The organism is Pseudomonas sp. GW821-FHT09H03, from assembly GCF_059415945.1.
The window spans coordinates 196,301-220,913 of sequence record NZ_JBWKOF010000003.1; the positions used below are offsets into that span (position 1 = coordinate 196,301).

The 24,613-nt window shown below is 58.7% G+C and carries 26 protein-coding genes; 10 read left to right on the plus strand and 16 right to left on the minus strand.

The window, feature by feature from the left end; translation table 11 throughout:
- Window positions 1-122: 122 nt before the first annotated feature.
- The gene (gene ybaK / locus AC07OG_RS05765) at window positions 123-593 is read left to right on the plus strand and encodes a Cys-tRNA(Pro) deacylase (RefSeq protein ID WP_060539551.1); all 471 of its coding nucleotides are present in this window, start codon (window positions 123-125) and stop codon (window positions 591-593) included.
- Window positions 594-685: 92 nt separating this feature from the next.
- Window positions 686-1,468 (plus strand): PhzF family phenazine biosynthesis protein, encoded by a 783-nt coding sequence (locus AC07OG_RS05770; protein WP_495066440.1) that lies wholly within the window; start codon window positions 686-688, stop codon window positions 1,466-1,468.
- 115 nt (window positions 1,469-1,583) lie between these two features.
- On the opposite strand, the gene AC07OG_RS05775 is transcribed toward AC07OG_RS05770, so the two are convergent.
- A complete protein-coding gene (locus AC07OG_RS05775; protein WP_495066441.1) occupies window positions 1,584-2,693 on the minus strand; it encodes an ABC transporter ATP-binding protein in 1,110 nt (369 codons plus the stop codon).
- Window positions 2,690-3,610, minus strand: coding sequence for an ornithine carbamoyltransferase (argF, locus tag AC07OG_RS05780; protein WP_060539554.1), 921 nt, complete (start codon window positions 3,608-3,610; stop codon window positions 2,690-2,692). The genes AC07OG_RS05775 and argF overlap by 4 nt, the downstream gene beginning before the upstream one ends.
- Before the next feature lie 405 nt (window positions 3,611-4,015).
- On the opposite strand from argF, the gene plzR reads away from it, so the two are divergent.
- From plzR to grxD, 3 genes are all read left to right on the plus strand, one after another.
- The gene (plzR, locus tag AC07OG_RS05785) at window positions 4,016-4,306 is read left to right on the plus strand and encodes a PlzR type 4 pili assembly inhibitor (RefSeq protein WP_060539555.1); all 291 of its coding nucleotides are present in this window, start codon (window positions 4,016-4,018) and stop codon (window positions 4,304-4,306) included.
- Window positions 4,307-4,440: 134 nt separating this feature from the next.
- Entirely contained in the window at window positions 4,441-6,549 is a 2,109-nt protein-coding gene (locus AC07OG_RS05790) for a molybdopterin oxidoreductase family protein (RefSeq protein ID WP_495066442.1), read from the plus strand.
- Between the two features lie 97 nt (window positions 6,550-6,646).
- Complete coding sequence (gene grxD / locus AC07OG_RS05795; RefSeq protein ID WP_034149018.1) at window positions 6,647-6,988, plus strand: Grx4 family monothiol glutaredoxin; 342 nt, start codon at window positions 6,647-6,649, stop codon at window positions 6,986-6,988.
- Between the two features lie 179 nt (window positions 6,989-7,167).
- On the opposite strand, the gene bfr is transcribed toward grxD, so the two are convergent.
- Together bfr and AC07OG_RS05805 are read right to left on the minus strand one after the other, a co-directional pair.
- Complete coding sequence (gene bfr, locus AC07OG_RS05800) at window positions 7,168-7,644, minus strand: bacterioferritin (RefSeq protein WP_060539557.1); 477 nt, start codon at window positions 7,642-7,644, stop codon at window positions 7,168-7,170.
- A 198-nt stretch (window positions 7,645-7,842) separates the two neighbouring features.
- Window positions 7,843-8,061: a bacterioferritin-associated ferredoxin gene (locus AC07OG_RS05805; protein WP_060539558.1), complete on the minus strand. Its 219-nt coding sequence runs from the start codon at window positions 8,059-8,061 to the stop codon at window positions 7,843-7,845.
- 307 nt (window positions 8,062-8,368) lie between these two features.
- Between AC07OG_RS05805 and AC07OG_RS05810 the strand changes: the two genes are divergently transcribed.
- Complete coding sequence (locus tag AC07OG_RS05810; protein ID WP_008057532.1) at window positions 8,369-8,971, plus strand: peroxiredoxin; 603 nt, start codon at window positions 8,369-8,371, stop codon at window positions 8,969-8,971.
- Window positions 8,972-9,069: 98 nt separating this feature from the next.
- Here AC07OG_RS05810 and rnt read toward each other — a convergent pair whose 3' ends face one another.
- Complete coding sequence (rnt, locus tag AC07OG_RS05815) at window positions 9,070-9,747, minus strand: ribonuclease T (RefSeq protein ID WP_053155142.1); 678 nt, start codon at window positions 9,745-9,747, stop codon at window positions 9,070-9,072.
- Window positions 9,744-10,790 carry a dihydroorotase gene (gene pyrC / locus AC07OG_RS05820; protein ID WP_020799892.1) on the minus strand — a complete coding sequence of 349 codons (1,047 nt, stop codon included), beginning with the start codon at window positions 10,788-10,790 and terminating at the stop codon, window positions 9,744-9,746. The genes rnt and pyrC overlap by 4 nt, the downstream gene beginning before the upstream one ends.
- 150 nt (window positions 10,791-10,940) lie before the next feature.
- Here pyrC and AC07OG_RS05825 point away from each other — a divergent pair, with 150 nt between their 5' ends.
- Window positions 10,941-11,849 (plus strand): flagellar protein MotY, encoded by a 909-nt coding sequence (locus AC07OG_RS05825; protein WP_495066443.1) that lies wholly within the window; start codon window positions 10,941-10,943, stop codon window positions 11,847-11,849.
- 128 nt (window positions 11,850-11,977) lie between these two features.
- Window positions 11,978-13,195 carry an argininosuccinate synthase gene (locus AC07OG_RS05830; RefSeq protein WP_007938916.1) on the plus strand — a complete coding sequence of 406 codons (1,218 nt, stop codon included), beginning with the start codon at window positions 11,978-11,980 and terminating at the stop codon, window positions 13,193-13,195.
- 163 nt (window positions 13,196-13,358) lie between these two features.
- Here the strand turns inward: AC07OG_RS05830 and AC07OG_RS05835 are convergent, their stop codons facing one another.
- Window positions 13,359-14,039 (minus strand): hypothetical protein, encoded by a 681-nt coding sequence (locus AC07OG_RS05835; RefSeq protein WP_495066444.1) that lies wholly within the window; start codon window positions 14,037-14,039, stop codon window positions 13,359-13,361.
- A 549-nt stretch (window positions 14,040-14,588) separates the two neighbouring features.
- Here AC07OG_RS05835 and AC07OG_RS05840 point away from each other — a divergent pair.
- On the plus strand, window positions 14,589-15,215 hold the full coding sequence (locus AC07OG_RS05840; RefSeq protein ID WP_060539563.1) for a response regulator transcription factor: 627 nt from the start codon (window positions 14,589-14,591) through the stop codon (window positions 15,213-15,215).
- Window positions 15,216-15,308: 93 nt separating this feature from the next.
- Here the strand turns inward: AC07OG_RS05840 and AC07OG_RS05845 are convergent, their stop codons facing one another.
- From AC07OG_RS05845 to metG, 8 genes are all read right to left on the minus strand, one after another.
- Window positions 15,309-15,488, minus strand: coding sequence for a PA3496 family putative envelope integrity protein (locus AC07OG_RS05845; RefSeq protein WP_495066445.1), 180 nt, complete (start codon window positions 15,486-15,488; stop codon window positions 15,309-15,311).
- Window positions 15,489-15,593: 105 nt separating this feature from the next.
- Window positions 15,594-16,232, minus strand: a complete 639-nt coding sequence (gene nth, locus AC07OG_RS05850) for an endonuclease III (protein ID WP_060539565.1) — start codon at window positions 16,230-16,232, stop codon at window positions 15,594-15,596.
- Window positions 16,233-16,257: 25 nt separating this feature from the next.
- The gene (locus AC07OG_RS05855; protein ID WP_495066446.1) at window positions 16,258-16,839 is read right to left on the minus strand and encodes an Rnf-Nqr domain containing protein; all 582 of its coding nucleotides are present in this window, start codon (window positions 16,837-16,839) and stop codon (window positions 16,258-16,260) included.
- On the minus strand, window positions 16,832-17,443 hold the full coding sequence (locus AC07OG_RS05860) for an RnfABCDGE type electron transport complex subunit G (protein ID WP_218424652.1): 612 nt from the start codon (window positions 17,441-17,443) through the stop codon (window positions 16,832-16,834). Before AC07OG_RS05860 ends, AC07OG_RS05855 begins: the two co-directional genes overlap by 8 nt.
- On the minus strand, window positions 17,440-18,426 hold the full coding sequence (locus tag AC07OG_RS05865; RefSeq protein ID WP_495066447.1) for an RnfABCDGE type electron transport complex subunit D: 987 nt from the start codon (window positions 18,424-18,426) through the stop codon (window positions 17,440-17,442). Before AC07OG_RS05865 ends, AC07OG_RS05860 begins: the two co-directional genes overlap by 4 nt.
- Entirely contained in the window at window positions 18,413-19,429 is a 1,017-nt protein-coding gene (rsxB, locus tag AC07OG_RS05870; protein WP_495066448.1) for an electron transport complex subunit RsxB, read from the minus strand. Before rsxB ends, AC07OG_RS05865 begins: the two co-directional genes overlap by 14 nt.
- A complete protein-coding gene (locus AC07OG_RS05875) occupies window positions 19,426-19,995 on the minus strand; it encodes an electron transport complex protein RnfA (protein ID WP_495066449.1) in 570 nt (189 codons plus the stop codon). Before AC07OG_RS05875 ends, rsxB begins: the two co-directional genes overlap by 4 nt.
- Before the next feature lie 141 nt (window positions 19,996-20,136).
- Window positions 20,137-22,188: a methionine--tRNA ligase gene (gene metG / locus AC07OG_RS05880; protein WP_495066450.1), complete on the minus strand. Its 2,052-nt coding sequence runs from the start codon at window positions 22,186-22,188 to the stop codon at window positions 20,137-20,139.
- A gap of 396 nt (window positions 22,189-22,584) precedes the next feature.
- Here metG and apbC point away from each other — a divergent pair, with 396 nt between their 5' ends.
- The gene (gene apbC / locus AC07OG_RS05885; RefSeq protein ID WP_060539572.1) at window positions 22,585-23,679 is read left to right on the plus strand and encodes an iron-sulfur cluster carrier protein ApbC; all 1,095 of its coding nucleotides are present in this window, start codon (window positions 22,585-22,587) and stop codon (window positions 23,677-23,679) included.
- A 134-nt stretch (window positions 23,680-23,813) separates the two neighbouring features.
- Here the strand turns inward: apbC and AC07OG_RS05890 are convergent, their stop codons facing one another.
- Complete coding sequence (locus tag AC07OG_RS05890) at window positions 23,814-24,572, minus strand: SDR family oxidoreductase (RefSeq protein WP_060539573.1); 759 nt, start codon at window positions 24,570-24,572, stop codon at window positions 23,814-23,816.
- Window positions 24,573-24,613: the final 41 nt, after the last annotated feature.

Below are 24,613 nucleotides of genomic sequence, written 5' to 3' on the forward strand. Positions count from 1 at the left end.
AGTGTTGAGGATTGAAGCCCTTGGCAGGCTGCGGATTCAGGGGCGCTATAGAGCCTTTTACTGATCAATGTCCTAGAATCCGGCACAGGATTTTTCTTCTGCTGCCCCAGTCTGGAGCTGTCATGACCCCCGCATTGGATTTGTTGAAAAAGGTTCGGGCCGAACACCGCGTGCACAGTTACGAACATGACCCCAAGGCCGCCTCCTATGGGCTGGAGGCCGCGGAAAAACTCGGCCTCGCCCCGGCGCAGGTGTTCAAGACGCTACTGGCGGCCAGCGAGAAAGGCGAGCTGTTGGTGGCGGTCGTGCCGGTGGCTGGAACCCTGGATTTGAAAGGGCTGGCCCATGCAGCCGGGGTGAAAAAAGCCGAAATGGCCGACCCGGCCGCTGCCCAGCGGTCCACGGGTTATCTGTTGGGGGGGATCAGTCCGTTGGGCCAGAAGAAACGCCTGCGCACCTTCATCGACAATTCGGCTCAGCCTTTTGCCAGCATTTTTGTCAGTGCAGGTCGGCGCGGGCTGGAAGTTGAGTTGGCACCGGCCGTGCTGGCCGAACATACCCAGGCGAAATTTGCCGATATCGGCCGCGCTTAAGGCGTGCTGTAAGGTGAAAATCAGGCTGCTCTGTCACTGGTGCCGGTTTGCCGGGCATAGCATGCTGGGTGATCAGACAAGGGGAGAAGGTTATGCAGCTTGAATTTCATCAGGTCGATGCATTCAGTGATCGGCCGTTCAGTGGCAACCCGGCCATGGTGTATCGGCTCAATGCCTGGCTCGCCGATGAACTGATGCAGAAAATTGCCGGTGAACACAATCTCGCTGAAACCGCCTTCGTGGTACGCGAAGGGCAGGGCTGGCACATCCGCTGGTTTACCCCGACGACTGAAGTGCCGTTGTGCGGGCATGCGACGCTGGCCAGCGCGTATGTGCTGTTTGAAGTCTATAAAGAGCCGGTCGAGCGCCTGGACTTCACCAGCAAGTCCGGCCCCCTGAGCGTGACCCGCGAGGGCGGGCGGTTATGGTTGGACTTCCCGGCCATCTTGCAGACGGAATTAGCCGAGACCCTGGACGTCGAGCGTGCGCTCGGGGTGAAAGCCGTTGAAGTGCTCAATTCCAATGAGTTGTTTGTAGTGCTGGAGTCCGAGCAGGCCGTGCTCGATTGCCAGCCAGACATGGCTGCCCTGGCGAAACTGCCGTGGCTGGGCGCGATTGTCACAGCCCGGGGCAAGCAGCACGATTTCGTTTCTCGCTACTTCGCTCCGGCGATTGGTATCAATGAAGACCCCGTGACGGGGTCGACCCATTGCCTGCTGATTCCGTACTGGGCGAACCGGCTGGGCAAGTCGCAGCTGACGGCTTATCAGCGTTCTGCGCGCGGTGGCGAGCTGTTCTGCAGGCTGGAAGGGGAACGGGTGAAGATTGGCGGGAACGCGACGTTGGTGGCGCGTGGAACGCTGATGTTGGGCTGACGCAAAACGACTGTAGGAGCGAGCCTGCTCGCGATGACGGTATCAGATGCAACTGAGATGTTGGCTGATCTACGCTATCGCGAACAGGCGTACTCCTGCAGGGATTGGCATTGTTTCAGTTGGCTGCGCTGTAACGGCGTACACCTGATTCAACCGCGGGAATCTGCGCAGCGGTACTGCCGGACGCCTGGAACAGCACCAGATGTTCGGCTGCAACACGAATGCCGACATCCACCCCGACCCGATGATCGACATGGCTGGGGAAAATCGACTCTAGTTGCGCGCCGGTAGGCAGTTGCAATCGATACAGGGTCGATGCCCCCTGGAATGTCTTGCCGGCAATTCGCGCCTTCAGGCCGCTGTCCGGCGCATAGACGATGTCGTCCGGGCGCAGCAACACGTCCACGGCACCGCCCACCGGCCAGGTATAGGCACGATTGCCGCGCAACTCACCCAGTTCAGTCTGCACCGACTCCGGGCTGCTCAACTGGCCGCGAATGAAGTAGCCCTGGCCAATGAAACTGGCCACGTACGGCGTCAGCGGTTCGTGATAGAGGTTGTAGGGCGTATCCCACTGCTCCAGGCGGCCTTCCTTGAACACGCCAACGTGATCGCTGACAGCGAAGGCTTCTTCCTGGTCGTGGGTTACCAGAATGGCGCTGGTGCCACGGGCCTTGAGAATGTCGCGTACCTCATGGCTGAGCTTGCGTCGCAGTTCGCCGTCGAGGTTGGAGAAGGGCTCATCAAGCAGCAGCAATTGCGGCTCCGGTGCCAGCGCCCGAGCCAGTGCAACACGTTGCTGCTGGCCGCCCGAAAGCTCATGGGCAAAGCGTTTGCCCAAGCCTTTCAGGTTGACCAGTTCCAGTAACTCTTCGGTGATGCGCTCTTTTTGCGGGTGCTTGCGAATACCGAAGGCGATGTTCTCGGCCACGCTCAAGTGCGGAAACAGAGCGTAGTCCTGAAACACCATGCCGATGCGACGTTTTTCCGGGGCCAGGGTGAAGCCGGCGCGGGAGATGGTCTCGCCCGCCAGCTGGATTTCACCTTCGTGCACGGGCTCGAAACCGGCAATCGCCCGCAGGGTGGTGGTCTTGCCACACCCCGAGGACCCCAGCAGGCAACCGATGTCGCCTGCGTTCAAGTGCAGATTGAGGTTCTGTACGACGCGCAGGTCCTGGTAGCCGCACGCGAGATTGCGCAGGTTGAGCAGTAAAGTCTGGCTCATGCGTGGTGATACGCAGGCTCGACGAGAAATTCGAGCAGGGCCTTTTGTGCATGCAGGCGGTTTTCGGCTTGATCCCAGGCCACCGAGCGCTTGTCGTCGAGCAGGTCGACGCTGATCTCTTCGCCACGGTGCGCAGGCAGGCAATGCATGAACAGGACATCTTCTGCGGCCAGATCGAGCAGGGCTCGGTTGACCTGGTACGGTGCGAACAACTTGAGACGCTTGGCGGTTTCCTCTTCCTGGCCCATGGAGGTCCAGACGTCGGTGCTCACCAGATGGGCGCCACGTACGGCATCCTTTGGATCGCGCACGACAGTGACACGGTCGCCCGCCTTGGCCAGGAACAGCGGATTGGGTTCGTAGCCTTCCGGGCAGGCCACGCGCAACTGGAAGTCGAACTGGATCGCCGCTTCTATATAGCTGTTGCACATGTTGTTGCCGTCGCCGATCCAGGCCACGGTCTTGCCCTGGATCGAACCGCGGTGTTCGAGGAACGTCTGCATGTCTGCCAGCAACTGGCACGGGTGCAGGTCATCGGACAGGCCGTTGATCACAGGTACGCGGGAATTGGCGGCGAACTCGGTCAGGTTGCTGTGGGCAAAGGTCCGGATCATTACCGCATCGAGCATGCTCGACATGACAATCGCGCAGTCGCCGATCGGCTCGCCACGGCCCAGCTGGGTATCACGGGGCGACAGGAAGATTGCCTGGCCGCCAAGCTGGATCATGCCGGCTTCGAACGAAATGCGGGTGCGGGTCGAAGCCTTCTCGAAAATCATCCCCAGTACACGGTTCTTCAGGGGCTCGAACAGCACGCCGCGGTTGCGCAAGTCCTTGAGCTCAACGCCTCGGCGGATCACGCTGACCAGCTCTTCGGGCGTGCAATCCATCAGGGAGAGAAAGTGCCTTGCGCTCATCATTGACTACCTTTTTGCTACAAACCGCAGATGCTCAAAGCCTTGTTTAACGGAACAACGGGCGAGACCTGCGGCGTAAGCCGCACGGGGCGACGAAATAGGGGAAGGCGCGATCTTATAATTAAATGTCGCGTCTTACCAATAGGGCTACAGTTTTTAGGGAATTTCAGAGGGGCTACGGGATCACCGCGGTAGCGCTTTGAAGCCTGTTTCCTGATAGCAACCAGGCATTTGTACACTGGCTTCGCGGGGCTTGGCAATCAAGCGGCGCGGGGAAGAGCCGGTTGCGGTGGTTATTTGACCCCGGGGTTCGGCAGGCTCGACCGTCTGTCGCCGCCCTGAAATATTTGCTAATGCAAAGTGCTGGGTTATAAATAAACATCGAGCGACGCAGGAAGCCTCCTGATGGAATCCAAAGAACAGCTGTTGATGGAACTACTGGGCCTCACCGCACGCTCGTTGACCCACCTCACTGCATCGGTGACGACGATGTCGTTCGAATTGCTGCGCAGTGAAGACGAGGTAACCCGGGCTGCCGGTCGCCATATGGTGGACCGCATGGCGACCATCAGTGCCGGGCTCGACGAGCACTGGCGACTGATTGGCGAATTGACCGGGGTACATGGTCCTCACGAGCCGATCGAACCCCTCAAGGCAATCCCGTTGCACATGCCGCCCAGGTTGCCTTCGAACTGATCCCGGGTAGCCATCGGCTGGCCTGATAACCGCCGATTCACAAGACAAACGTCGCTGGCGTGGGGGCGGGTCTGGCGCCATAGTTTTGTTTCCGCGGCCGCCATTGCCCGCCCAAGACAAGACAGAGACTGGCCATGACCAAGACTCTCCATCACCGTGCATGCCATTTGTGTGAAGCCATTTGCGGCCTGACCATCGAGACCACCGAGGCCGAAGACGGCAACCGGCAGATCACCTCGATCAAGGGCGATCTGCTGGATACGTTCAGTCGTGGACACATCTGTCCCAAGGCTGTTGCCCTGCAAGACATACAGAATGATCCGGATCGCTTGCATCAGCCGATGCAGCGGGTGGGGAATGAATGGCAACCGATCGAGTGGGAGGATGCCTTCAAGCTCGTCGCCGAACGCCTGGCACAAATTCAGGAGCGTCACGGGCAAAATGCCGTGGCGGTCTATCAGGGCAACCCGAGCGTGCACAACTATGGGCTGATGACCCACAGCAATTACTTTCTCGGTCTGTTGAAAACGCGCAACCGCTTTTCCGCCACCTCGGTCGACCAGTTGCCGCATCACTTGACCAGCCATTTGATGTACGGCCATGGCTTGCTGCTGCCGATCCCGGACATTGATCACACCGACTTCATGTTAATCCTCGGCGGCAATCCGCTGGCCTCCAATGGCAGCATCATGACCGTGCCGGATGTGGAAAAACGCCTGAAGGCGATTCAGGCCCGTGGCGGCAAAGTGGTGGTGGTCGATCCGCGCCGCAGTGAAACGGCAGCGATCGCCGATCAGCATCTGTTCGTGCGCCCCGGCGGCGATGCGGCGTTGTTGTTCGGGCTGCTCAATACCTTGTTCGCCGAGGGCCTGACCCGCGAAAGTCATCTGCCGGTGGACGGCCTGGATACAGTGCGCGAGGCTGTCGCGACGTTCACCGCCGAAGCCATGAGCCCGCTGTGCGCAGTACCGGCCGAACAGATTCGGCAGTTGGCGCGAGATTTCGCCGCGGCACCGACGGCCGTGTGCTACGGCCGCATGGGCGTCTCGACCCAGGCATTTGGTACGTTGTGCCACTGGGTGGTGCAGTTGATCAATCTGGTCACCGGCAATCTCGATCGAGTGGGTGGTGCGTTGTGCACCGAGCCGGCAGTGGATCTGGTGGCATCGACTTCGGGGGGGCATTTCAATCTGTGGCAGAGCCGGGTGTCCGGGCGTCCGGAATATGCGGGCGAGTTACCGGTGTCGGCACTGGCCGAAGAGATGCTTACAGAGGGGGAAGGGCAGGTCAGGGCGCTGATTACCGTGGCGGGCAATCCGGTGCTGTCTACACCCAATGGTCGACAGTTGGAGCAAGCGCTCGATGGTCTGGAGTTCATGCTCAGCATCGACCTGTACATTAACGAAACCACGCGTTACGCGGACCTGATCCTGCCGTCCACCTCCGCTCTGGAGAACGATCATTACGACACCACGTTCAATATGTTTGCGGTGCGTAACGTCAGCCGCTTCAACCGCGCGATTCTTCCCAAGCCAGTGGGCGCGTTGCACGACTGGGAGATTTTCGTCGGCCTGGCCAAGGCGTTCGCCGCACGAACCGGCAAGGAGCTGAAACCGACCATGGCGCCGGCGCAGATGATCGATCGCGGTTTGCGCATGGGGCTTTATGGCGATGCTTCGCAGCACCGGCTTTCATTGGCAACCTTGTTCGATCACCCTCATGGCGTAGATCTTGGAGCGCTCAAGCCTAACCTCGCTCCACGCTTGAAAACTGCCAACCAGCGCGTCCAGGCTGCCCCCGCCGAGATTCTCGCCGACCTGGCCCGCTTTGCGACCTTGCAGGCGCCGGCTGCCGATGAGTTGCTGATGATCGGCCGTCGCCATGTACGCAGTAACAACTCGTGGATGCACAACTATCACCGCCTGGTGAAGGGCAAGCCGCGCCACCAGTTGCTGATGCATCCGGATGATCTGGCCAGTCGCGGGCTCAGCGACGGGCAGCGGGTGCGGGTCAGCTCGCGGGTCGGCGTGATTGAAGTTGAAGTGCTGGGCAGCCCGGATATGATGAAGGGAGTGGTCAGCCTGCCGCACGGCTGGGGCCATGCGCGTCCGGGTGTGCAAATGAGCATCGCCAGCGGACAGCCAGGCTCCAGCGCCAATGACTTGACCGACGAGTGTCAACTCGATGAGTTGTCGGGAAACGCGGCGCTCAATGGCGTGCCGGTGACCGTGGCGGCGGCCTGAATCAGTCTGACGGAGAGACCGAGCAGGGTGCTCGGCTTTCCGTTACAATGCGCCACCGTGCCGACCCGTGAGTCGGAAAGTTCAGCCGAGGTGCTCCATGGATATCATCGAAACGATTAAAGAGCAGATTGCCAACAACACCATTCTGCTTTACATGAAAGGCTCGCCGAATGCCCCGCAGTGTGGCTTTTCCGCGAAAGCCGCGCAGGCCGTGATGGCATGTGGCGAAAAGTTTGCGTACGTGGACATCCTGCAGAACCCGGAAATCCGCGCCAACCTGCCAAAATACGCCAACTGGCCAACCTTTCCACAGCTGTGGGTCGGTGGCGAGCTGGTTGGTGGTAGCGACATCATGACCGAGATGGCTGCAGACGGTTCGTTGCAGACCACCATCAAGGCTGCTGTTGAAGCTGCTGCTGCCAACAAGTCCGAAGCCTGATTCGCTTTTTGTAGGAGCGAGCAGGCTCGCGATGGACTAAAGAGCGCCGCGGGGAACCAGACTCCCCGCGTTATCGTTTACGCCCATCGCGAGCTGGCTAGCTCCTACAGAAGGCAGCAAGGCATAAAAACCCCCGCCACTCGAAAGAGGGCGGGGTTTTTTTGTTGCATCGAGAGAATTTACTCGTCGTCACCCATCTGCGATTGCAGGTAGTTCTCAAGACCGATTTTATCGATCAGGCCCAATTGGGTTTCCAGCCAGTCGATATGTTCTTCTTCGGACTCAAGGATGTCCTCGAGCAGTTCGCGGCTACCGAAGTCGCCGACGGTTTCGCAATGGGCGATGGCCACTTTGAGATCAGCGTGACCGGTGCGTTCGATACGCAGGTCGCACTCAAGCATTTCCTTGGTGTGTTCGCCGATGTGCAGCTTGCCCAGGTCCTGGACATTCGGCAGGCCTTCAAGGAACAGAATGCGCTTGATCAGCTTGTCCGCGTGCTTCATCTCGTCGATGGATTCGTGGTATTCGTGCTTGCCGAGCTTGTTCAGGCCCCAGTCTTCATACATGCGCGCATGCAGGAAGTACTGATTGATCGCGACCAGCTCATTGGCAAGGATCTTGTTGAGATGCTGGATGACTGTAACGTCGCCTTTCATGGTGGGGTCCTGTCCTTTATTAGCTGACTATAAAGTAGAGTTTGAGCCCGGTAGTTCTTAGTGTCAAACGTAACTTATTGAAACTTAAGTGAAAATTAATCGGAATAAGAATGTTTTTGTTCCGCGTCTAAAGCATAAGTAATTGATTTTCAGGCATAAAAAAACCGGACATAAGTCCGGTTCTTTGAAAGAGGTTATTTATGCAGCGGTAAATTCTACGGGAAAAGGAATCGCAGCCTGGGCCGTTTGCAGTTTGGTCAGGGTCTCGCGAACCACTTCCTTGGCCAGGCAGGCACATTTGCCGCATTGACTGGCGACGCCGGTGGCAGCCCGGACTTCCTTGTAGCTGCAGCATCCTTCATAGATCGCATCGCGGATTTGTCCGTCGGTAACGCCAGTGCAGAGGCAAACATACATAAGGGAAGACCGTCGCTGGTTTATGTCTCGATTGCGATGGATCTTAATGTTAACGAGAATGATTGTCAAAGTGCTTTGAGAAGGGTTTTTGACAGGCCTGACGAACGGTTGGCCAGTGACGCGCCGTCAACCGAAATACCCTTCGTCCTTTTTTACACCTACGGGAGAAACCGTTACGGACAGGCCAAAAACGCAGTGTATGATGACCGGTCTTTTCGAAATGGGTTCGTGTCACAGGGCTGTCGCCTGAGGGTGGCAGGCTGATATGAACCTTTTTCTTCAACGCTTTTTCACCAGGAGATATCCAATGAGCGTACTCGTAGGCAAACAAGCCCCTGACTTCACCGTACCGGCCGTACTCGGCAATGGCGAAATCGTTGACAGCTTCACCCTGTCCTCGGCTATCAAAGGCAAATACGGCCTGGTGTTCTTCTACCCGCTGGACTTCACCTTCGTTTGCCCGTCCGAGCTGATCGCTCTGGACAACCGCATGTCTGAATTCAAGGCGCGCAACGTTGAAGTGGTCGCTGTGTCGATCGACTCGCACTTCACCCACAACGCCTGGCGCAACACCCCGGTAAACGATGGTGGTATCGGCGCGGTTCGTTACACCATGGCTGCCGACATCAAGCAGGAAATCATGAAGGCTTACGACGTTCAGTCCGCTGACGGCGTAGCGTTCCGTGGCGCATTCCTGATCGACGATAAAGGCGTTGTCCGCTCGCAGATCATCAACGACCTGCCACTGGGCCGTAACATGGAAGAGCTGCTGCGTCTGGTCGACGCTCTGCAATTCCACGAAGAGCACGGCGAAGTCTGCCCTGCCAACTGGAAAAAAGGCGACAAGGGCATGAACGCTTCGCCAGAAGGCGTTGCTGCTTACCTGACCGAGCACGCTGCCGCACTGTAAGGCGCGTTGCGGGTAAAAAAAACCGGCCTTCGTGGCCGGTTTTTATGGGCGGGTTTCAGGCCCCTGTAGGAGCGAGCAGGCTCCTACAGAGAAAACCCTCAATCGTCGAAGTCTTCCCAGCCGCCCATTTGTTTCCAGCGATTGACGATGCCGCAGAACAGCTCGGCCGTCTTCTCGGTGTCGTAGCGCGCCGAGTGCGCCTCCCGACCGTCGAAGTCGATATCCGCTGCCTGGCAAGCCTTGGCCAGCACGGTTTGGCCGTACGCCAGGCCGGCGAGGGTTGCAGTATCGAAACTGGAGAACGGATGGAACGGATTGCGCTTCATGTCCAGACGCGCGACGGCGGCATTGAGGAAGCCCAGGTCGAAGCTGCTGTTGTGCCCGACCAGAATCGCCCGTTTGCAGCCATTGGCCTTGAGGGCCTTGCGCACGCCGCGGAAGATATCGTTCAGGGCCGATTCTTCACTCACCGCCATGCGCAGTGGGTGATCGAGCTTGATCCCGGTGAACTCCAGGGCTGCCGCTTCAATATTCGCGCCTTCGAACGGCTCGACCCGGAAGAAGTAGGTGTGATCAGGGTAAACAAAGCCCTTTTCGTCCATGGCGATGGTGGTCGCGGCGATTTCCAGCAGGGCGTCGGTGGCGGAGTTGAAACCACCGGTTTCTACGTCGACGACAACCGGCAGGTAGCCACGGAACCTGGCAGCCATTGGATGGCGCGAGCCACCTCCACCGCCTTGACCTTCCTGTTCGTCGTCGAAATGATCTTCACTCACGCGTGTTCCTCCAGCAGGCGCCAGCGCAGTTTTTCACCGGCGCGCAGCGGGATAACGGTCAGCTCGCCAAACGGCAGGCTGGTAGGGGCGGTCCATTCTTCACGGACCAGGGTGATGCGATCGGTGTTGGCCGGCAGGCCATAGAAGCGCGGGCCGTTGAGGCTGGCGAAGGCTTCGAGCTTGTCCAGTGCATTGCGCTGTTCAAAGGCTTCGGCATACATCTCGATCGCCGCATAGGCGGTGTAGCAGCCGGCACATCCGCAAGCGGCTTCCTTGGCATGCTGGGCGTGGGGCGCCGAGTCGGTGCCGAGGAAGAACTTCTCGCTGCCGCTGGTGGCGGCGTCGAGCAGGGCTTCCTGGTGGGTATTGCGCTTGAGGATCGGCAAGCAATAGAAGTGCGGCCGAATCCCGCCCACCAGCATGTGGTTGCGGTTGTACAGCAGGTGATGAGCGGTGATGGTCGCGCCGACGTTGGCCGAAGCCGAATTGACGAACTGCACGGCGTCAGCGGTGGTGATGTGTTCGAACACCACTTTGAGCGTCGGGAAACGCTCGACCACACGGCGCATGTGCTCATCAATGAAGATTTTTTCGCGGTCGAACACGTCGACATCGCCGCGGGTGACTTCACCGTGGATCAACAGCGGCATTCCAACTTCGGCCATGGCTTCCAGCGCAGGGAAGATCTTGTCGATGCTGGTAACGCCAGAGTCCGAGTTGGTGGTCGCGCCGGCCGGGTACAGTTTGGCGGCATGCACGAATCCGCTGGCCTTGGCCTCGCGAATTTCTTCTGGCTGGGTGCGATCGGTCAGATAAAGGACCATCAAGGGTTCGAACGGGCTGCCGGCCGGGCGGGCAGCGAGAATCCGCTGGCGATAGCCGTCGGCTTCGGCCGCATTGCGCACCGGTGGTACCAGGTTGGGCATGATGATGGCGCGACCAAAGGTGCGCGCGACATCCGCGACGGTATTGGTCAACACGGCACCATCGCGAAGATGAATATGCCAGTCGTCGGGACGCAGCAGGGTCAGGCGGTCGGACATGAGGGGATTCCAGGCGGGTCAAACTCAGGGGAATGCTACCGGAAAAGACTCTTGCAGGCACTCGCTATCAAGTTTTGTGGCAAGCGTCCGATATCCAACAGGTATGCCGTAATGTCGGTCTTTCAGTAGTTGAAGCCAGTGGAGCCTGCCGTGCGCCAGCGTTATTTTGCCTTGCTCAGTGTGTTTGCCAGCCTTCCCGCGATGGCGCTGACTTTCCAGACACCTCTGGAAAGCATTGAGTGGCGGGTCGAAGGGGACAAGTTCGAATGCCGCCTGGCTCAGCCGGTCGCCGATTTCGGGGCGGGCGAGTTCGTGCGTCGCGCCGGCGAGCAGGCGACATTTCGTCTGAAAGCCTACAACCCGATGATCGGCGGCGGTTCAGCGACTTTGCTGGCAGCAGCTGCGCCATGGCAGCCGGGGCGTGGCGATATCAATCTGGGTACGGTGAGAGTTGGCAGCGGCGATGTGCTGTTCAACAGCTCGCAGGCTCAGGCCGGGCGTCTGATCAGCGGCCTGATCGACGGCCGCAGTCCGGTGGTCCGGCACACTTCGGGTGATGGTCGGGTGTCGGAAGTCCGCTTGTTGCCGGTCAGGTTCACCAAGGCCTTTGCTGATTACCAAGGCTGTGTGGCCAAGCTGTTGCCTCAGAATTTCGAACAGGTGAAGCGATCCGCTGTGGGCTTTCCCGGTGGCGGGATTGAACTGGATGCCGCAGCGAAAGGCAGACTGCAAGTGATGGTGGAGTACATGAAGGCCGATCCGACGGTTAATCACATCGAGCTCGACGGCCATTCCGATAACGGCGGCAACCGCCTTACCAATCGTGACCTGTCACGGCGTCGGGCCCTGGCGGTCATGGACTTCTTCAAGGCCAACGGCATCCAGGAGTCGCAGATTACCTTGCGTTTTCATGGCGAGCGCTATCCATTGGCTCCGAACAACAGCAATGCCCACCGGGCGCAGAATCGCCGGGTCAATGTACACCTTGCGCGGGTAGCCCCGATTGAAAAACCGGCCCCGGAAACCACCGCCTCGGCGACCACCGCTTCAGCGTCTTGATGCTGTTTTTTCGTCGCCAGCTCGACATAATCTGTCGCTTCGTCGTCATAAGCTGTCGCGCCACTGTAAATTATTCTGCATGAGCGGTAGACTGCCCGGCTTTCCGTAGAACCCCGTGGAGTGATGGCATGGCGGACGTAAACAAGGTCGTTCTGGCGTATTCCGGCGGCCTGGACACTTCGGTGATCCTCAAGTGGCTGCAGGATACTTATAACTGTGAAGTGGTGACTTTCACCGCTGACCTGGGTCAGGGCGAAGAGGTCGAACCTGCACGCGCCAAGGCTCAGGCCATGGGCGTCAAAGAGATCTACATCGACGACTTGCGCGAAGAGTTCGTGCGCGATTTCGTTTTCCCGATGTTCCGCGCCAACACCGTTTACGAAGGCGAGTACCTGTTGGGTACTTCCATCGCTCGTCCGTTGATCGCCAAGCGCCTGATCGAAATCGCCAACGAAACCGGCGCTGACGCCATTTCCCATGGCGCCACGGGCAAAGGTAACGATCAGGTTCGCTTCGAACTTGGCGCCTATGCCCTTAAGCCTGGTGTAAAGGTGATCGCCCCTTGGCGTGAGTGGGACCTGCTGTCCCGCGAGAAGCTGATGGACTATGCCGAGAAGCACGCGATCCCGATCGAGCGTCACGGCAAGAAAAAATCCCCGTACTCGATGGATGCCAACCTGCTGCACATCTCCTATGAAGGCGGCGTGCTGGAAGACACCTGGACCGAGCACGAAGAAGACATGTGGCGCTGGACCGTTTCCCCGGAAAACGCACCAGACAAGCCGCAGTACCTGGAACTGACCTACCGTAACGGCGACATCGTTGCGCTGGACGGCGTCGAGATGACTCCGGCTACCGTGCTGGCAACGCTGAACCGTATCGGTGGCGAACATGGTATCGGCCGCCTCGACATCGTCGAGAACCGTTACGTTGGCATGAAGTCCCGGGGCTGCTACGAAACTCCAGGCGGCACTATCATGCTGCGTGCCCACCGTGCGATCGAGTCCATCACCCTGGACCGTGAAGTGGCTCACCTCAAAGATGAGCTGATGCCAAAGTACGCCAGCCTGATCTACACCGGTTACTGGTGGAGCCCTGAGCGTCTGATGTTGCAACAGATGATCGATGCCTCCCAGGCCCACGTGAATGGTGTTGTGCGCCTGAAGCTATACAAGGGCAATGTGATCGTTACAGGTCGCAAATCCGATGAGTCGTTGTTCGACGCCAACATCGCGACCTTCGAGGAAGACGGCGGTGCCTACAACCAGGCGGACGCTGCGGGCTTCATCAAGCTCAACGCCCTGCGCATGCGCATTGCTGCAAACAAAGGCCGCAAGCTGTTCTGAGACCTTTGAAGTCGTGATGGAGTGTGTGGCCTCGTTGCGAGGCCACACATCCGAAATGGGGGCTCTGTGTCTGCCATTGCGATCCTGTTCCTGCCTGCTCGCCCTTTCAGGCTTTCGCACTTTTATTGGTCTTCAACCGCCATGGTTGTCGTGTGCCTATCCTTCAGCCTGGGTCGATAACTGCCAGTCGTTGTGAGTACAAGTTGTACACGACGGGGTAGGTGGTGTTGCCTCTGGTTTTCTGTTTCAGGTGTTTAAGAACACTCGCCTTCAGTAAATTCTCCGATTCGGTACATGTGATAAACATGATCACCTGCGCCGCTTTATCCTGTGGCACCCGGATGCTCTCCAGTAATTCGCTGACCTCGGCTTTTTTGCTGGTTCCGCGAACGTCAACTATGTGCAGCTCTTTCGCTTCTTCCGGCAACTGGATGTGGTTCGGGGCGCAATGGGTTGCCTCCAGGGCGATCTCCACAGGCGGGCCTTGGGCATTGCAGGGCGATGTGACCGAAGTCGCTCCATTCATCGAGGTGCTCGAGAGCGATTCTCCAAACTGTCGCTTGGCGATGTTGTTCTCCGAGTCCTCGGCGTGGTCCGTTGCCTTGACGAAGTGTTTTTCATCGTCAAAGTCCGAGGGGGCATACAGTGAGCGGTAGTTAAAGTTTAGTGTGGCAAAGAAAAGCAAGAGCAGGTAAAACGGAAAACTGATCAGGAACCAGACATACAGATCTCTTTCGTCGTCGTCGAGAAAAGGCAGGGTAACGGCTGCTGAAGTTTCGGAAAGTGTCGCAAACATCGCAATAAGGGTCATTGGGTTGGTGATTTTTTTTTGAAATTTTTTCATGTTTGTTTGCTCTCTGAAGTTTGGGTCACCTTGAGTTTATAATAAGGCTCGGTGTGGAGGGGCGTTTGCGAAAGTAATTGCGTTAGTAATTATGTGATTTGCCAATGGGTGCCGGTATTGCGTGTGCGGTGCTTTTGTCGTCTGTTTTTTTCTGTCTGATCTGCCATTGTCGTGAGTATTGATAAGTTACTTGCTTTTAAGCGTGATCGCGCAAGTGAGAGTGAATACTCTGATGTGAGTATTGATTGTGGTAGTGTTCATTGGTTTTCAGTATTTTGGAGGAAGCTAATATCCACACAAGGTTTATGAGTCTGGCTATCGAGAATTTTGGGTGTAAATAGATACAAAAAATTTTCATGAAACGGTCGATGTTCAAGGAAATCCAGTTCTCAGCAGGGGTCGCTTGACGGTTTTTTGTAAGATAAATCCGTAATGTTTGTAGGGAACGTCTCTCGCTGCGACTGGCCGGGAGGTGCGGCATGCCATGGGTGAAACGACTAGGCTATTGTGCTGGCTCTCAAAATTCGAACAGCGAAATTGGACTTGCCCATGAATAAAGTGCTGATCGTGGATGATCACCCCGTCATTCGTCTTGCGGTGCGTATGCTGATGGAACGTCATGGCTACGAAGTCATTGGAGAAACGGATAATGGAGTGGATGCTTTACAACTGGCCCGCGAACTTTTGCCGGATATTGTGATATTAGATATTGGCATTCCCAAACTCGATGGTCTGGAAGTCATCGCGCGACTATCATCTACCGCAATGCCGATAAAAGTGTTGATATTGACTTCCCAGGCACCGGGGCATTTTTCCATGCGCTGCATGCAGTCGGGGGCTGCCGGCTATGTTTGCAAGCAACAGGATCTGACCGAGTTGCTCAGCGCCATAAAAGCAGTCCTGTCAGGCTACAGTTACTTTCCGAATCAAGCCTTGCATACCGTGCGCTGCAGTCTGGGAAACGCCAGCGAAGCGGATATGGTGGATCGTTTGTCGGGGCGGGAAATGATGGTCTTGCAGCAATTGGCCAGAGGCAAGACCAATAAAGAAATTGCCGATGGGATGTTCCTCAGCAATAAGACCGTCAGTACCTACAAAACGCGCCTGTTGTTGAAGCTGAACGCGCGTTCCCTGGTCGATCTGATTGAACTGGCACAGCGCAACGGCCTGGTGTGACGACGTCGTGGTAAGGCCGGGAAGGGGGCTGCGGTCGACTTTATGGGGTGGGCATTAAGTAAAAAGCCTCCGTTGCGGGGAGGCTTTCAAGTGTCATAAATCAAAATCGTAATCGGCCAATTGCTTTTGCAGTCGGCGCTCCTCCAGCAGATTGTCGATGGTGCGGCGTTTGTTCAGGTTCGTTTTCGCTACTTCAACCACCGGGTCGGTGTCATCGCTTTCAGCGGCGGCGAAGTCGTCCTCTACGTCCAAATGCTCTTTGCCAGTACTCATTTAGTTACTCCAGGCTAAGAAGGCCTTTGGCGCTCCTTATATCGACAATCTCCCGGCGGGTAAAAAAGTTTTTTTCAATCGGCAATCACCAATCGCAATAGAGCCTCAATCATCGGAGGTTTTGTGCTTGTATTCGCACAGGTCTTCGATCCGACAGCTGCCGCAGCGGGGCTTGCGCGCCAGACACACGTAGCGCCCATGAAGGATCAGCCAGTGATGGGAATCGAGCAGGTAATCTCTGGGTACGAATTTCATCAGTTTTTTCTCGACCTCGACCACATTTTTTCCGGGGGCGATGCCAGTGCGGTTGCTGACACGAAAGATATGGGTGTCCACAGCCATGGTCAGTTGACGGAAAGCAGTATTGAGCACCACGTTGGCGGTTTTACGCCCGACCCCGGGTAGTGCTTCGAGCTCTTCGCGGGTTTGCGGTACTTCACCGGCATGGCGCTCCACCAGCAAACGGCAGGTCTCGATCACGTTTTTCGCTTTGCTGTTGTACAGGCCGATAGTCTTAATGTACTCCGACAGGCCCTCTACCCCCAGGGCGTAAATGGCTGCCGGGGTATTGGCGACCGGGAACAGTTTTGCGGTGGCCTTGTTGACGCCGACATCAGTCGACTGAGCGGACAGGATCACGGCAATCAGCAATTCGAAGGGCGAGGAATAGGCCAGTTCGGTCTTCGGTTCCGGGTTGTCTTCATGCAGCCTGCGGAAAATTTCCAGACGTTTTGCGGCATTCATTTGCAGTGGGTTTCCTCGAAAACGGTCAGTGTGAAGGGGCGGGGCGCAAGGCTTGCCAACCGGCGATCAGCAGACCCAGCAGAATGAATCCACCGGGTGCCAGCGTGGCCAGGCGCAGGCCGCCGTCGGCTGATAGCACCCAGGCCTGCCAACCCGGCTGTGCGCCTGGCAGCCATGACAGATGGTCACCGAGTGTTGCGTTGCCGATGAGTTCGCGCAGCAGGCCAAGGCCGATCATCAACGTGCCAAACAGAATGTACAGGCGCAGACGCTCGGGCCAGGCGGTTTGAAAGTGCCCGGTGTCTTGCAGCACGACGCACTGCAAGGCGATCAATGCACCATAGAACCCCAGGTGCTGCTGCCATTGCAGTGCCCAGGCCTGCGCTGCGATCTCTACGCAGCTGCAGAGCGTGGCCGCCAACAGGATGCTGGCCGGCAGATGCGCGGTAGAGACCAGCCGGGGCCGTAAAACGCCGATTCCCAGCCCAAAGAGATTGACCACAACGATGAACATTAGCCACAGCCCAAACGCGGCTACCAACGAATCGGTGGCGCCGATCAGCGGCACCAGCATCAAGGTGTTCAGCAGGGTCTCTGGTCTATTCATGGGAAGAATCCCCGAGCAGTTGTTGCCGGTGTTCATCGAAGTAGCGCAAGGCGTCGTGAATGGCATTTATCACCGCTCTTGAGGTGATGGTCGCCCCGGCGATCTGATCAAATTGGCCCTGATCCTTTTTCAACGCCCAGCCACTGTCGCCGGGCTCAGTTCGGGACTTGCCGGAAAAAACCTTGAGCCAGTCATTTGGCCAATCCGCAATCTTTGCCCCGAGCCCGGGCGTTTCCGCCTGTTTGAGGGTTTTGACCCCAAGCAACCTGCCGTTGCTATCGATGGCGATCAGCAGTTCGATGGTATTTTCATAGCCCGGAGTCTGGCTGCGCAGCAACACTGCATGGGGTTGCTCGGCCTTGCTCGCCAGATAACCTCCCAGCAACCTGCTATTGCCCAATGCCGGGTCATCGAGCTTGAGCGGGTGTTCCAGCGGCTGATTGTCATAGCTGTCTGGCGCCAGCAGGTCCAGCAGGTTGCGGCTGTCGATCAGGCGTTGCCCGGCCGCGATCCGCGGCGCGCTGCTGAATTGCACAAACCAGGTCGCGCCAAGGCCTGCGCCAGCCAATAGCAGCACAATCGCAACACTCGATGCGCGGCTCATGGTGCAACCGATTGCTGTCTGGACAGTACCAGGCGTTCCAGCGCCGGTACACACAGGTTCATCAACAGCACCGCAAAGGCGATGCCGTCTGGATACCCGCCCCAGGTGCGAATCAGATAGGTCAGCAGGCCCACCCCTGCGCCGAACATAAGTCGTGCACCAGGGCTTCTGGCACCGGAAACCGGTTCGGTGATGATAAAGAACGCCCCCAGCATGGTCGCACCGGTGAGCAGGTGAAACAGGGGAGAGCCATGGGAGTCGGAGCCCGAGCCGTTCCAGCACACAAGGCTGATGATGAACAGGCTGGCGAGCATGCCCACTGGCGCATGCCAGCTGAACACCCGGCGTTGCAGCAGAAACAGGCCGCCTGCCAGAAAGGCCAGGTTCACCCATTCGACACCACGGCCACCAAAGTGGCCGAATGCGGGGTTGCCGGCGAACAGTTCGTCCATAGTCAGGCTTTTATTGATCCGCAGGCTGTCCAGCGCCGTGGCCTGGACCCACGCATCCGGCGCCTGGCCGTAGCCGAACACCTGCTGCATACCACCCAGCAAGTCCATGCCATGGGATGACGGCCAATGTGTCATTGATTGGGGGAACGCGAGCATGACCAATGCAAAGCCGAGCATCGCGGGGTTGAACGGATTTGAACCAACACCACCGTACAGATGCTTGCCAAAGAGCATGGCGACCACGCCAGCACTGATCGTCAGCCACCACGGGCAGTACGGTGGCAAGGCCAGGGCCAACAAGGTTGCGCTGACCAGCGCGCTGCCGTCACTCAAGGTTGGTTTGAGCGGACGCTTGCGCAGTTGCAGCACGGCCGCTTCGACCGACAGTGCGGCAACGCCTGCCAGAGTCAGGTTAATCAACACGCCCCAGCCATACATCCAGAACGCCGCGAGCACTCCCGGCAGGGTGGCCAGCAGTACCAGCTTCATGGCCTGCTGCAGGCGATCGTCAACCGCTTCAAGGGCTGGCATAGCCATCCACCTGGCGCTCGGCCTCGCTGATTGCGTGCTCCAGGGCCGCGATCTGGTGTGCCGGCGCCTCACTGCCTTGAGCTTTCTTGAGTTCGGCGCGGCGCATGGCCAACTGGATTTTGGCCCGTTTCAGTTCTGCATCCTTCGACGCCGCAGGTGCAGCGGGGGTAGGCGCCGGTACTCGCGGCAGCGTGCTTTCCAGCTGCGCCAACGTCTGCTCGGCGGCTTCGAACTGCTGTTGCAGGACGACCAGTTGAGACTGCTGCTCGAAGGTTGGCGGATGGCCGAAAGCCTTCAGGGATTTATGCAGTTGCGCCCGGCTCATCGCCAGGTCGATCCTGGCTTTTTTTAGCGCCGCGTCTGCGTTGGCGGCTTTTTGCGCACGAACACGTTCGAGGGCGGCCTGCACCGGGTCAAGCGTCTCCACGTTGGGTTGTGCGGCGCGTTGCATACGGGCTTGGCGCTCAGCGAGCTTGTGTTGCTCTTCGCGCAACAGCCGGGCGTTGCGCTGCTCGAAGCGGCGCCGGGCATGATTGCGTTTGCTGGCGCGTGCCTGCTGCTCGGCAAGGGTAAAGGCCAGGCCGCCGACCACCGGCAGCGTGGTCTGTGGCAATGGACGCATCTCGATGCAATCCACTGGGCATGGCGCCACGCACAGGTCGCAGCCGGTGCATTCATCGATGATCACGGTGTGCATCAACTTGGCTGCGCCGACGATGGCGTCGACGGGGCAGGCCTGGATGCATTTGGTGCAACCGATGCATTCGGCTTCGCGGATGTAAGCGACCTGTGCAGGCGCCGACCCGCGGCTGTGATCCAGTTCCAGTACGGGTACTTTGAGCAACTCGGCCAGGGCCGCGATGGTTTCGCTGCCGCCGGGCGGGCACTTGTTGATCGGCTCGCCGCTGGCGATTCCTTCGGCGTAGGGTTTGCATCCGGGATGCCCGCATTTGCCGCATTGGGTTTGCGGCAAGAGCGCATCGATGCGTTGAATCAGACTCATGTTTTGATCAGTCCGCTGAATCCGAGAAAGGCTACCGCGATCAGGCCGGCGCTGATCAGTTCGATCGGCAGGCCACGAAAGGGCAGGGGAACATCGTTGTCGAGTGTGCGTTGACGCAAATCGTTGAATAGTACCAGCACCAGCCAGAAACCCAGTCCAGCCCCGAGACTCAAGGCTGCTGCGTGAAAAAGACCTTTATCTTCCCCGGCGTTGAGTAATGTGAGGCCCAGCACGCCTGCATTGCCCAGCAGCAATGGCCAGAGGCCCTCGAACGACAGCGTCGAAAATACCCGTGCCAGCAGCTTCAACAACGGAGCGATCAGCAGCACGCTCAGCGGCAGGAACACGAACAGACGCAGGGAGGTTAATTCCAGTGGCACCAGTAACCAGTGGTACAGCGCATAGCCAAGTATGCCCACGACCAGCATCAGGCACGCTGTCGAGATGCCCAGCGCATGGACCTGGCGGCGTTCGCTGCCCAGCAGCGGATCTACGCCCAGCGGCCAGTGCAACACGAAGTTGTTGATCAGGGCGGTGCTGATAAGCGTAAGCAGGATTTCGGTCATGGTCGTTCCGGCAAGAACGGGGCTTTTCAACGCAGTGATCTAAAAAGCTTAGGCATTATCCGGCATGGGCGAAGGGTGGGCCAGACATGAAAATCCCACAGTCGCGCCAGGCGCGACTGTGGGATCGATTTACCACGGGTTTTACTTGATCCGCTGACCTGGCTTGGCACCGCTGTCAGGGCTGAGCAGGTAGATTTCTTCGCCGCCGGGGCCCGCCGCCATCACCATGCCTTCGGAAATGCCGAACTTCATTTTGCGCGGCTTGAGGTTGGCAATCATCATGGTCAGGCGACCATCGAGTTTGGACGGGTCCGGGTAGGCGCTCTTGATGCCGGAGAACACGTTGCGTTGCTCGTCACCGATGTCCAGGGTCAGGCGCAGCAGCTTGTCGGCACCTTCCACGTGCTCAGCCTTGACGATCAGGGCGACACGCAGGTCGACTGCGGCGAAGGCGTCGAACTCGATTTCCGGCGACAGCGGGTCCTTGGCCAGTTCGCCATTGCCGGCAGGTGCGGCGCCGCCGGTGTCGGTCTGGCTGGCGGTCAGGTCTTCCTTCGAAGCGTCGCTCATGGCTTGTACCTTGACCGGATCGATTCGGGTCATCAGCGGCTTGAACTCGTTCAATTGATGGTTGGCGAGCCAGATCGCGTGGTCGTTCCAGGTCAGCGGCGCGACATTCAGGAACGCTTCGGCGTCGGCAGCCAGCAACGGCAGTACCGGCTTGAGGAAAATCACCAACTGGCGGAAGAGGTTGACGCCCGTGGCGCAGATGGCCTGGACTTCATCCTGCTTGCCTTCCTGTTTATTCAGCGACCAGGGTGCCTTGTCGGCGATCCAGGCGTTGGCACGGTCGGCCAGGCCCATGATCTCGCGCATGGCGCGGGCGAAGTCGCGGGCTTCATAGGCGTCGGCGATGCCTGGCGCAGCGGCCAGGAAGGCTTCGGTCAGTTCCGGCGCGGCGTTGGTGTCGACCATCAGGCCGGCATTGCCCTTGTGGATGAAACCGGCACAACGGCTGGCGATGTTGACGACTTTGCCCACCAGGTCGGAGTTGACCTTCTGCACGAAGTCTTCGAGGTTCAGGTCCAGGTCATCGACACCACGGCTCAGCTTCGCCGCGTAGTAGTAGCGCAGGTATTCCGGCGACAGATGATCCAGGTAGGTCCGGGCCTTGATGAAAGTACCGCGGGACTTGGACATTTTCTGACCGTTGACAGTCAGGTAGCCGTGCACGTTGATGCCGGTCGGCTTGCGGTAGCCGGCGCCTTCAAGCATGGCTGGCCAGAACAGGGCGTGGAAGTTGACGATGTCCTTGCCGATGAAGTGGTACAGCTCGGCGGTGGAGTCCTTGCCCCAGAATGCGTCGAAGTCCAACTCCGGCGTGCGGTCGCAGAGGTTCTTGAAGCTGGCCATGTAGCCGATCGGCGCGTCCAGCCACACGTAGAAGTACTTGCCCGGTTCGTCGGGAATTTCAAAACCGAAATACGGCGCATCGCGTGAGATGTCCCACTGTTGCAGGCCGGCATCCAGCCATTCGGCGATCTTGTTCGCCACGGCGTCCTGCAGGGTGCCGCTGCGGGTCCAGGTTTGCAGCATTGCCTGGAAGTCCGGCAGCTTGAAGAAGAAGTGCTGGGAATCCTTGAGCACCGGGGTGGCGCCAGAGATCGCCGACTTCGGATCCTTCAGGTCGGTGGGTGCGTAGGTCGCGCCGCATTTTTCGCAGTTGTCGCCGTACTGGTCTTCGGTGCCGCATTTCGGGCAGGTGCCCTTGATGAAGCGGTCGGCCAGGAACATTTTCTTTTCCGGGTCGAAGTACTGCGTGATCGAACGCTGGGCAATGTGCCCGGCGTCGCGCAGCTTCAGGTAGATCTGGCTCGACAGCTCACGGTTTTCTTCGGCGTGAGTGGAGTGGAAGTTGTCGAAATCCACCAGGAACTCGGCAAAGTCGGCGCTGTGTTCAGCCTGGACGTTGGCGATCAGTTGTTCCGGGGTGATGCCTTCCTTTTCCGCGCGCAGCATGATTGCCGAACCGTGGGCGTCGTCGGCGCAGACATAAATGCATTGATTGCCGCGGTGCTTCTGGAAGCGCACCCACATATCGGTCTGGATGTATTCCAGCATGTGGCCAAGATGGATCGAACCATTGGCATAGGGCAGGGCGCTGGTGACGAGGATCTTGCGTGGCTCGGACATGGGGCTCGGCTACTTGATGAAACGGAGGTCGGCCACTATAAAGCGCCGGCGCATATTTTTCACCCCTGCGGCCCAGGGAGTTGTGTTGCAACAGGCTTTGAGTGGCGAGTGGTTTACCTGTGGCGAGGGGGCTTGCCTGTGGCGAGGGGGCTTGCCTGTGGCGAGGGGGCTTGCCTGTGGCGAGGGGGCTTGCCCCCGCTCGACTGCGCAGCAGTCGCATTTCCGCAAGCAAAGAGTTTCTGTCAAGAAAAGCCGGGGCGGCTTCGCCACCCATCGGGGGCAAGCCCCCTCGCCACAGGAATGCGTTCGCGACAATTGATCTTCGGACATGCCGACAATAGGCCAGAACGGTTAGGATACCCGTCTGATTTTCCAGTCTTGTTATCGGAGTTGCCCATGAGCGCCGTCAATCGCGCAGCGGTGGAAGCCGTCCTTCGCCAATACACCGACCCCTATCTGAACCAGGATCCGGTCAGCGCCGGTTGCGTGCGCAATATCGAGATCCAGGGCGAGCGCGTCAGCGTGCAGCTGGAACTGGGTTACGCCGCCGGTCTGTTCAAGAGCGGCTGGGCGCAGATGTTGCAAATGGCCATTGAAGGTCTGGATGGTGTCAGCGCTGCCCGCGTCGACATCACCAGTGTGATCGCCGCGCACAAGGCCCAGGCCCAGATCCCGGGCCTGGCCAACGTCAAGAACGTCGTGGCCGTGGCGTCCGGCAAGGGTGGTGTGGGCAAATCCACCACCGCCGCCAACCTGGCCCTGGCCCTGGCCCGCGAAGGCGCCAAGGTCGGGATTCTTGACGCGGACATCTACGGTCCGAGCCAGGGCATCATGTTTGGCATCGCCGAAGGCACCCGGCCGCAGATCAAGGACCAGAAATGGTTCGTTCCGATCCAGTCCCATGGTGTTGAAGTCATGTCCATGGCCTTCCTGACCGACGACAATACGCCGATGGTCTGGCGCGGACCGATGGTCTCGGGCGCCTTGTTGCAACTGGTGACGCAAACCGCCTGGGGCGATCTGGATTACCTGGTGATCGACATGCCACCAGGCACCGGCGACATTCAGCTGACCCTGGCGCAAAAAGTCCCGGTGGCCGGCGCAGTCATCGTGACCACACCGCAGGATCTGGCTCTGCTGGACGCGCGCAAGGGCGTGGAGATGTTCCGCAAGGTCAACATCCCGGTGTTGGGCGTGGTGGAAAACATGGCCGTGCACATCTGCTCGAACTGTGGACATGCCGAGCATCTGTTCGGTGAGGGCGGCGGGGTGAAACTGGCCAATCAATATGGCGTCGAGCTGCTGGCCTCGTTGCCGCTGGCGATGGCTATCCGCGAACAGGCCGATGGCGGCAAGCCGACGGTGATCGCCGAGCCGGACAGCCCGATTGCGCTGGTCTACCAGGAACTGGCCCGCCACGTCGGTGCGCGGATCGTGCTGCAGGAAGCTGCGACGCCGGCGATGCCGAACATCAGCATCAGCGACGATTGACACCTGGCAGATAGACGCTGTCTTAATGTGGGAGCGGGCTTGCTCGCGAAAGCAGTGTGTCATTCAACAGATAAGTTGACTGATCTACCGCTTTCGCGAGCAAGCCCGCTCCCACAGTTGCTTCGTGTCGGGCGTTAGATACGCAACCCGCCATCCATTTCCAGGATCCGACCGGTGTAGTAGTCGTTCTCGAAAATATACGCCGCCGAATGGGCGATCTCTTCAGGCTTGCCCATGCGCTTGAGCGGAATCCCGGCGGTCATCTTTTCCAGTGCATCGGGCTTCATGCCCAAGGTCATTTCGGTTTCAATGAAGCCCGGTGCAATGCCGGCCACGCGAATGCCGTAGCGCGCCAGCTCCTTGGCCCAGGTCACGGTCGCGGCAGCCACACCCGCCTTGGCGGCGGAGTAGTTGGTCTGACCGACGTTGCCCGCGCGGGAAATCGACGAGATATTGATGATTGCGCCGCGGTTTTCCAGCTCGATCATTTTTGCCGCCACTTCACGGGTGCACAGGAACACGCCGGTCAGGTTGACGTCGATGACCGCTTGCCACTGGGCCAGGCTCATCTTGGTCATTTCGCCATCCTTGACCTTGAGCAGCAGGCCGTCGCGCAAGATCCCGGCGTTGTTGATCAAGCCATGGATCGCACCGAAATCTTCAGCGACCTGAGCGACCATGTGGGTCACTTGCTCTTCGTTGGCGACGTTGCACAGGTAGGCGCGCGCTTCGACACCCTTGGCCTTGCAGGCTGCCACGGCGTCGTCGAGTTTTTCCTGGTTCAGGTCGACCAGCGCGAGTTTCGCCCCTTTACCCGCGAAATACTCGGCCATGGAGCGGCCTAAACCCTGGCAACCGCCAGTGATAATGATTACTTTGTCAGTGAGTTGCATTCGCAATGCCCCGGTAGGTCTGGGTGTTTTTAATAGGCATC